Origin of the sequence: Burkholderia sp. 22088 (assembly GCF_052045915.1) — a bacterium.
In the GTDB taxonomy this organism is placed as follows: Bacteria; Pseudomonadota; Gammaproteobacteria; order Burkholderiales; family Burkholderiaceae; genus Burkholderia; species Burkholderia cepacia.
In genome coordinates this window covers 268,260-276,568 of sequence record NZ_JBQEPY010000011.1, presented here as the reverse complement: position 1 = coordinate 276,568, position 8,309 = coordinate 268,260, and the positions used below count along the sequence as shown (strand labels likewise).

The following is an 8,309-nucleotide window of genomic DNA, read 5'->3' as shown; positions in this document are numbered from 1 at the left end:
CGCGCAACGCGAACGACAGCGCGCGTTCGGTCGACGACGCTGCCCGGGTGGGCGGCGCCGTTGCAGTGCGGGCCCGCGCAGTAGACGACGAACAGCGTGCCGGCCGGATAGCCGGCGAGCTTGCTCTCGATGATCTTGCGGTGCGGCAGGTTGCGCGCGCCGGGCACGTGGCCGGCGGCGAACTGGTCGGGGCCGCGCACGTCGAGCAGCACGAAATCGGGCGTACCCGATGCGAGCGCGTCGTGCACGTCCCAGCAATCGGTCTCGAAGCGCAGCGACGCCTCGAAATGCGCGAGGGCGGCGGGGCTGTCGGCAGCGGGGACGTCGGTGACGTAGGACATGGTCGAGTTCTCCTGACGGTTGAGCGGAACGCGGTGGAATGAAGGGCAGTATCGCGGTTCGGCGACCGTCGCGGCAGTGGCGCGATCGACAAGTTCCGGTAACATCGCGCTATGCACAATCATCTCGTCGTCGCGCTCGCCTACGATCGCCTCTGCACCTTCGAATTCGGCTGCGTGGTCGAACTGTTCGCGCTCGAACGCCCCGAGCTCGGGGTCGACTGGTATCGCTTCGCGGTCTGCGCGAGCGAGCCGGGGCCCGTGCGCGCGGCGGGCGGCATCACGGTCGCCGCGCCGTATCGGCTCGCGATGCTCGATCGCGCCGATACCATCGTGATTCCCGGCTGGCGCGATCCGGACGAACCGCCGCCGGAGCCGTTGCTGAAAAAGCTGCGGGCCGCGCATCGCCGTGGCGCGCGGCTTTGCTCGATCTGCTCGGGCGTGTTCGTGCTGGCCGCGGCCGGCGTGCTCGACGGCCTCACGGTGACGACCCACTGGCGCTATGCGGAGAAGCTGCAGGCGCGTTATCCCGCGCTGCGCGTGAATCCCGATGCGCTTTACGTCGACGAAGGGCAGGTCGTCACGTCGGCCGGATCGGCGGCGGGGCTCGACATGCTGCTGCATCTCGTGCGCCGCGATCACGGCGGCGCGATCGCGAACCGGGTCGCGCAGCGCCTCGTGCTGCCGCCGCATCGCGACGGCGGCCAGGCGCAGTTCGTGCCGCGCCCGGTCGCGCCGGGTGGCACCGACCGGCTCGCGAAGCTGATCGACTGGATGCGCGCGCACGCGGCCGAGCCGCACACGCTCGCGTCGCTCGCCGCGCAGGCCGCGATGAGCACGCGCACGCTGCAGCGGCAGTTCGCGGACGCGACGGGGATGTCGCCGCTCGCATGGCTGATCCGCGAACGCGTGAACGTGGCGAAGGACATGCTCGAAGCGCATCCCGCGCTGTCGCTCGCGCAGGTGGCGGCGCGTGCGGGGTTCGGTTCAGAGGAGTCGCTGCGGCGGCATTTCCGGCGCGTCGCGGCGACGAGCCCGGCCGCGTACCGGCGCGGGATGGATCGCGGCGTAAGATCGCAGGACGCTTGAGCGCCGCGCTGTTGCGCGGTGGCTTTCGTACCCGGCGGCGCACCGCCTGACCGGGGCATTCCGGACGAAAGCGCAACAAACCAACAACATGACACTCAGAGAGAACCTCGGATTCGGCTTCATGCGCGACGACGCGCACGTCTATTGCCACGATGGCCCGCTGCGGGACCGCGCCGGCAACCTCATCGAAGGCATCGCGATCGACAGCTTCCGGCCGTTGTCCCGGTATCTGGCGACGGACGGCGTGCGTGCCTATGCGTGCACTTTCACGTGGTTGCGCTTCACCGTGCTCGACGTCGACGCCGCGACGTTTCGCCTGCTGGACGAGTCGCATGCCGTCGACGCGAACCATGTCTATTTTCAGAACCGGAAACTTGCCGGCGCGTCGCCTGCGCGCTTTCGGCTGCTGAGCGAATCATGGGGACATGACGACCGTTACCTGTATCACTACGGCAAGCGCATGCGCGGCGCGGATCCCGCGACGCTGCGTTGGGTCGGCGCGTATCTGGTCGACGCACAGCGCGTCTGGTACGGCGGGCGGGCACTGGAAGGCGCCGATGCGGCGAGCTTTGTCAGCGCGGATGAAGTGGCGCAGGATCAGGCGACCGACCGCGCGCGTCCCTACCGTTACGGCCATGCGGATGATCCCGGCCCGCGCGAGCAATGGGAACGCAACTGGTCGCCGTTCTTCGCCGCGCGTCCCGAATTGCAGGGGTACTGGTGGCATGCGCTGATCGGGCAGGCCGTGGCGGACGTATCGACGCGGGAACTCGGCGGCGGATACCGGGTGGTCGGCGATCAGGTGTACCTGCACGACCTGCCGCTGCTCGAACCGGACGCGGGGACGGTCCGATGGCTCGGCGATTCATTCATCGCGGACCGCTCGCGGCTCTATTCGTATTCGGCGTACCACAAGGGCTTTCTTCGCGGAGGGCCGCTTCCGGGCGATCCTGCGCAGTGGCGGCATCTTGGCGGGCCGTGGTATCAGGCCGGCGATCATTGCTATCGGCAGCAATGGCGCGGCCATGCGGAGGCCGCGAAGGTCGACGGCAAGACGTTCGAGATCCTGAACGATACCTATGCGAAGGATCGCAATGGCGTGCTGTGCATGCTGGTACGCAAGCGCGGCATCGATCCCGCACGAATCGAAGTCGTCGGCGACGACCATCTGCGGGAGGGAGACCGGCTGTTCTATTTCGGCAAGGAAGTGAAGGCCAGGTTCGATGCCCCGACGGCCGAACCGGTCGGTCACGGCTTTCTGCGCGACGGGCAGGGGCGATTGCTGCACTACAACCAGCCGTATCGGCGCGGCGTCGACGGAGCGACGCTCACGTTCCTGTCCGAGTATTTCGCACGGGACCGCGCGCGGGCCTACGTCTATTGCAACGGCGCCGAACTCGTGCCGCTGCCCGGCGTCGATCCGGCCGCCTTTCATCTGGAGCAACCCGATATCGGCACGGACGGCAGTCGTCGCTACGTGTATCAGGCATGGCTGGCTGCGTGGCGCGCGCGTGACAGGTCACCGATGCCCGACTACGTGCCGCCGGACTACGTGGCGCCCGAAGCGGGAGCACGGGCCGATGCCGGACCGGCGCCCGAATCGGTGTCGGCGAACGGGTTCCGGCACGCGTCGCCCGCCGGGCCGGACGCCGCCCGCCGGGCGTGCGTGATCGAATGGGCGCGCGACGAGACGGGCGAACCGCGACTCGTCGTGGCCGGCGACGGATTCTGCGACATCTGGGATCTGGCGCAGCGGCAAGTGGTCGCGTCGTTTGCGCTGCCTCGTCCGTTCGTGCCCGACGAGACGGAGGCGACGGCCATGGACCGACTGCGCAACGTGCCGGTGAGCGCGTCGGCCGATGCGTCGTTGTCGACGCTGATTGTCGCGTACTGGGACAACACGACACTTTACCGGGTCGATGCCGCGAGCGGTGCAGCGGACGCGTGCTGGCGGGCGGACAGCCGTTATGACGATCCGGAACGGGTTCATCTGTCGCCCGACGCGCGCGAAGCGTGGGTGCGCATCCGCAACCGGCTCTATCGCGTGCCGCTCGCCGGCGACGGCACGCTCGACGTGCTCGATTACGATCTGGCCGACCAGCGTTTCCAGGACGCTCCGTTCGCGGTGAGCGCCAGCCGGCATCGCCGTGCATTCGCGCGGGACGCGGCACTGACGGTGCGCACGGACGGCGCGACCGATTGCGACATACCCGGCGCGGACAACGGTTTTCCATGCGCGTTTTCGGACGACGGCACGCGCGTGCTGGCGCGCGACGCGAAATTCGTGTTGCGCGAGTTCGACGTCGACAGCGGCAAGCGCCTCGCGTTGCATCGTGGCGGCTGGTGCGAGCGCAAGTGGTTCAAGAGCCAGGCCGGCTGGATCGGCGGGCGCCCCGTGTTCGTCGGCCTGCCGATGGGCGGGCAGGGCGAGGTCGACATCTGGGATGTGCTCGACAACCGGCTGCTGTTTCGCATCGAGGCCGCCGCACGCGTGCCCGAGCCGGACGCGGGCTGACACCGTCGCGACGCTGCGGCCGGTCGCGGGAAGAACGCCGGGCGATTCCGAAGCCGATGCGAGCGGCCGACGCGATCGCGCCGCGATACGGCGCATGCATCCTCCAACCCGACGACGACGGTGCAGCGCAGGCGGCCGGTGACCGGAGCAACCGGCCGCGTGTACTGAACGGCCGCGTGCCATCGCGGCCGGTGCAGGCTTACCGCGGAATGGTGTCGCGCGCCTTCTGCTTGATGCACGCGATCCGGTACACGCCGTCCTCGACTTCGACACCGTGCGTGTCGTGCGTGAAGCCCGGGAAGCGCAGGTCGTACTGCTCGAGCGCCTTGAGGTAGCCGAGCAGCGGGCCGTCGGCCGGCCCCGCGTTCTCGCCGGGCATCAGCAGCGGAATGCCGGGCGGATAGGGCACGACGCCCGTCGCGACGGTGCGGCCTTCCATCTCCGACAGCTCCAGCATCTCGATGTCGTTGTGCACGAGATGCTCGAACGCCTCGGCCGGGCTGTAATCGGGCTTCGGCAGCGTCGAGAAGCCGCGCGACATCATCTCGGTCGTCTTCAGGTCGCTCATCGCGCTGAACATCAGGTCGCACAGGTCGCGCAGGCCGAGCTTGCCGTAGCGTTCCGGATAGCGCGCGACGAGTTCGGGCAACGCCTGTTCTAGCGACACGTTCGCATCGTAGTCGCGCTTGAAGTCGAGCAGCGTGTTGACGAGCGTGCCCCACTTGCCCTTCGTCACGCCGAGCGAGAACAGGAACAGGATCGTGAAGTCGGTCGTCTTCTCGACGACGATCCCGTGCCGGTCGAGATACGCGGTGACGACCGATGCCGGAATGCCGACCGGCATCAGCCCGCCGTGCGATGCGACGCCCGGCGTGACGATCGACACCTTGATCGGGTCGAGCATGCAGTAGTCGTCCTCGATTTCGCCGAAGCCGTGCCACGTGTCGCCCGGATGCAGTACCCAGCACGACGGGTCGGTGGCGAGCAGCGTCTCGTCCGCTTCGTGGAAGCGCACGCGGCGGCCCGTCTTGCGATCGACGACGTTGTCGGGCTGCCAGCCGTTGAAGAACCAGTCGTTGTTTTCCGCGCATTCCGCATGCAGGCGCGCAAGCATCTGGCGGAACGCGACGGCCTCGCGGATCGCGTCGGTCGTCAGCGCCTCGCCGCCGGGGCCGTCCATCATCGCGGCGCTCACGTCGTTCGACGCGATGATCGCGTAGTTCGGCGACGTCGACGCATGCATCATGTACGCCTCGTTGAAGCGCGCATGCTCGATCGGGTTGCGGCCGTCGCGGACGTGGATGAACGACGCCTGCGACAGCGCGGCGAGCAGCTTGTGCGTCGATTGCGTCGCGAACACCGTCGGCTTGCTCGCGTCGTGCTGCGACGGATCGCCGTGCATCGCGTGACGGTCGCGGTAGATCGGGTTGAAGCGCGCGTAGCCGTACCACGCCTCGTCGAAGTGCAATCGGTCGACGCTCTGCCCGAGCAGTTCCTCGACGCGCGCGACGTTGTAGCAGAGGCCGTCGTACGTCGAGTTCGTGATCAGCGCATGCACGGGCGTCGGGTCGATGCCGTCGCGGCCGCGCACGAGCGGGTTCGCGTCGATCGCGAGCCGCACGGCGGCGGCCGTCAGCCGTTCCGGCATGATCGGCCCGATGATCCCGTAGTGGTTGCGCGACGGAATCAGGTAGGTCGGAATCGCGCCGGACATCGTCATCGCGTGCTCGGCCGACTTGTGGCAGTTGCGGTCGCACAGCGCGACCTGGTTGCGCGTGACGCTCGCCATCAGGATCACGCGGTTCGACATCGACGAGCCGTTCGTCACGTGATACGTGCGGTGCGCGCCGAACACGCGCGCCGCGTAGCGTTCGCTTTCGCCGATCGGGCCGGAGTGGTCGAGCAGCGAGCCGAGTTCGCCGACCGAGATCGACAGGTCCGAGCGGAACAGCGCCTCGCCGAAGAATTCGAAGTACGCGCGGCCGACCGGCGATTTCAGGAACGCGGTGCCGCCGGTGTGACCGGGTGTGTGCCACGAGTATTCGTACACGCGCGAGAATTTCGCGAGCGCGCGGAACATCGGCGGCAGCACGGTCTCGCGGTAGCGTTCGATCGCGGCGACGATCCGCCCGCCGATGAACGCGGTGGTGTCCTCCAGCATCCAGATGAAGTCGTCGGCCTTGCGCATCGCGTCGACGGGAATCGCGGATGCGCTGGCACGGCTCGCGAGCAGGAACACGGGCACGGTTGCATTGCGCGCGCGCATCGCGTCGAGCACGGCCTGCGCGGGCGCGTGGCCGGCGTCGTTGCCGAGTTCCCAGTTGAGCAGCAGGCACTGGATCGCCGGATCGGCGGCGACGACCGCGCAGGCATCGTCGGCGGACGTCGCGATCACGACGTCGACGAGCCGGGTGCGCAGCTCCTCGGCGAGCGCCGTCGCGGCGCGCCCGGTGGCCGTGCGTTCGTCGATGTCGTGCTGCACGAGCAGCGCCTTCATGCCGAGGCGGCGGAAGGCCGGTTGGGTCAAGGAAGCGGTCATGTGTCATTCCCCCGTTTGCTGGGTTGCCTGGACGCTCGCGGCAACGGCCGGCGAGCGCGCGTGAAGGGTGTCGGCCTGGTGACGGCCCACGGAAATCCAGAAGGTCGCGGCGAGCGCGGCGATGGTCACACCGAGCGCGAGATAGCGCACCCAGCGCGGCGAGCGGCCGCCCGGATGCACGTGGGTTTCCTCGATCTCGCGCTGGCGGTTGATCGACAGCTCGTAGAAGACGATCGTCGCGACGACGAAGATCAGCGACCAGCGCGTCTGCTGGCCGTCGGAGCCGACCATCGCCCACAGCGCGTAGACGGCGCCGATCAGGCCGACGATCGTGTAGAACGTGAACTGGTGCGACGGCATCTTGCCGTAGCCGAGCACCTTGATCGCGATGCACGAATAGATGTACGGCAGCAGCGTCATGATCACGGCGATTGACGCGATCTTGCCGAACTGCTCGCTGGCGCTCGGCGACATCGTCGCGAGCACCTGCACCGACATGATCAGCGCGACGATCGCGAGGCCGGCCGACGGCACGTTCTTCGAGTTGACGCGCGCGAACACGCTGGCGAACAGGCCGTCGTCGGCCGCGGCCTTCGCGGTCTGGCCGACCAGCAGCGTCCAGCCCGCGAGCGAGCCGAGGCAGCCGAGCGCCGCGCACAGCGCGACCGCGTTCGCGGCCGTATTGCCGAGCGCGAGGCGCGCGGCATCCGCGAACGGCGCGCTCGACGCGAGCAGCGCCTTGTTCGGGATCATCCCCATGATCACGGTCGAGCTGAGCACGTAGCAGACGGCCGCGAGCACCACGCCGCCGACGGTCGCGATCGGCACGTTGCGCGACGGGTTCTCGACGACGCCGGCCGACACCGATGCGCTTTCCACGCCGATGAACGCCCACAGCGTGAAGTTCAGCGTCGCGCCGATCGCGCTGAAGCTGTTGGTGCCCGACACGTTCCAGCCGGCGAAATACACGTCCTTGCTGAACCAGAACCAGCCGAACACGGCCATTCCGAGGATCGGCACGAGCGCGAAGACCGTCGTGACCGACTGCACGCGGCCGACGACGTTCGGCCCGAGGATGTTCGCGTACGTGAACAGCCAGATCACGAAGATCTGCGCGAGCGCGAACACGAGCGGGTCCTTCAGTACCGGGAAGAAATGCGTGAGGTAGCCGAGGCCGGCGACCGCGAGGCCGACGTTGCCGAGCACGTTCGCGAGCCAGTAGATCAGGTTGGTCTGGTAGCCCATGTACGGGCCGAACGACTTGCGCGCATACGCGTACGGGCCGCCGGCGGCCGGGTCGATCGCGGCGAGCTTCGCGAACACGAGCGCGAGCGACACGGCGCCGACGACGGTGATCAGCCAGCCGAAGATCGCGATGCCGCCGGTCGCGGCGAGGTTCGCGGGCAGCATGAAGACGCCGGAGCCCATCATGTTGCCCGCGACCATCAGCGTGGCGGGAATGACGCCGATTTTCGGCGCGGAAGCCGCGTCCGGCGTGGCGGCGGCGCGGGAGGAGGACGAGCTGGCATCGGACATGCGACGCTCCTTGAGAAGGCGTGTTTCGGTTGAGGTAACGCGGTGTGGCGCCAGTCGACGATTCCGGTGTGGTTCGTCGTTTTAATTGACGCGTTCATGTTATCGCTCGGGGCGATTATTAATAAGGGTAAACGCTTGTGTTTAATAACTTGAATATTGATCAATGTCATTGAAGCCGGTGAAACGGTGTTTGGCTTCGGGTTCGGCGGCCCGTGTGGAAAGGCCGGAGCGCGTTTTTGCCGATTCCGGTCCGGACGGGTTGGATCGTGCCGCGGAAGCTTCGACGAATAAT

At 67.9% G+C, this 8,309-nt stretch carries 5 protein-coding genes; 2 read left to right on the top strand and 3 right to left on the bottom strand.

Features of this window, described 5'->3' with window-relative positions:
- The coding region (locus ACTJLD_RS22725) for a rhodanese-like domain-containing protein (RefSeq protein WP_440659727.1) at positions 1-341 on the bottom strand (341 nt) is incomplete at its 3' end.
- A 111-nt stretch (positions 342-452) separates the two neighbouring features.
- On the opposite strand from ACTJLD_RS22725, the gene ftrA reads away from it, so the two are divergent.
- Both ftrA and ACTJLD_RS22715 read left to right on the top strand, forming a co-directional pair.
- Positions 453-1,427 carry a transcriptional regulator FtrA gene (gene ftrA, locus ACTJLD_RS22720; RefSeq protein ID WP_027789579.1) on the top strand — a complete coding sequence of 325 codons (975 nt, stop codon included), beginning with the start codon at positions 453-455 and terminating at the stop codon, positions 1,425-1,427.
- 88 nt (positions 1,428-1,515) lie between these two features.
- Positions 1,516-3,942 carry a DKNYY domain-containing protein gene (locus tag ACTJLD_RS22715; protein ID WP_440659726.1) on the top strand — a complete coding sequence of 809 codons (2,427 nt, stop codon included), beginning with the start codon at positions 1,516-1,518 and terminating at the stop codon, positions 3,940-3,942.
- Between the two features lie 199 nt (positions 3,943-4,141).
- Here the strand turns inward: ACTJLD_RS22715 and ACTJLD_RS22710 are convergent, their stop codons facing one another.
- Both ACTJLD_RS22710 and adiC read right to left on the bottom strand, forming a co-directional pair.
- A complete protein-coding gene (locus ACTJLD_RS22710; RefSeq protein WP_060086242.1) occupies positions 4,142-6,481 on the bottom strand; it encodes an Orn/Lys/Arg decarboxylase N-terminal domain-containing protein in 2,340 nt (779 codons plus the stop codon).
- A gap of 3 nt (positions 6,482-6,484) precedes the next feature.
- Complete coding sequence (gene adiC / locus ACTJLD_RS22705) at positions 6,485-8,017, bottom strand: arginine/agmatine antiporter (RefSeq protein ID WP_060086243.1); 1,533 nt, start codon at positions 8,015-8,017, stop codon at positions 6,485-6,487.
- Positions 8,018-8,309: the final 292 nt, after the last annotated feature.